This window comes from Dietzia massiliensis, from assembly GCF_018390595.1.
Classification (GTDB): domain Bacteria; phylum Actinomycetota; class Actinomycetes; order Mycobacteriales; family Mycobacteriaceae; genus Dietzia; species Dietzia massiliensis.
In genome coordinates this window covers 1-399 of sequence record NZ_JAHBAV010000263.1, presented here as the reverse complement: position 1 = coordinate 399, position 399 = coordinate 1, and the positions used below count along the sequence as shown (strand labels likewise).

Below are 399 nucleotides of genomic sequence, written 5' to 3'. Positions count from 1 at the left end.
GATACATATCGGTCGCCAGATAACCCAGCATGCTCAGGCCGGCGAGGTAGAACATAAAGCCAAAGGAATTTCGCATGGTATTTCTCGTTAATATTTTAATGTCGCAGGTTTTTAGCGCCGGCCAGTGTATCCGGCTGGATCTCTGCTTGTGAAACGGTAATATTTGCAAAGTGCTGTTAAAAAAATTGAAGGCAAGGCGATGTGGTCTGAATATTCTCTGGAAGTGGTCGATGCGGTGGCGCGCACCGGCAGTTTCAGCGCGGCGGCGCAGGAGCTGCACCGGGTACCGTCGGCGGTCAGCTATACCGTACGGCAGCTGGAGCAATGGCTGGCGGTGCCCTTGTTCGAGCGGCGTCACCGCGATGTGGAGTTGACGCCCGCCGGTGCGCTGTTTATCAA

At 54.6% G+C, this 399-nt stretch carries 1 protein-coding gene; it reads left to right on the top strand.

The window, feature by feature from the left end:
- Positions 1-199 precede the first annotated feature (199 nt).
- On the top strand, positions 200-399 hold a 200-nt coding region (locus KHA85_RS20525; RefSeq protein WP_213186711.1), incomplete at its 3' end, for a LysR family transcriptional regulator.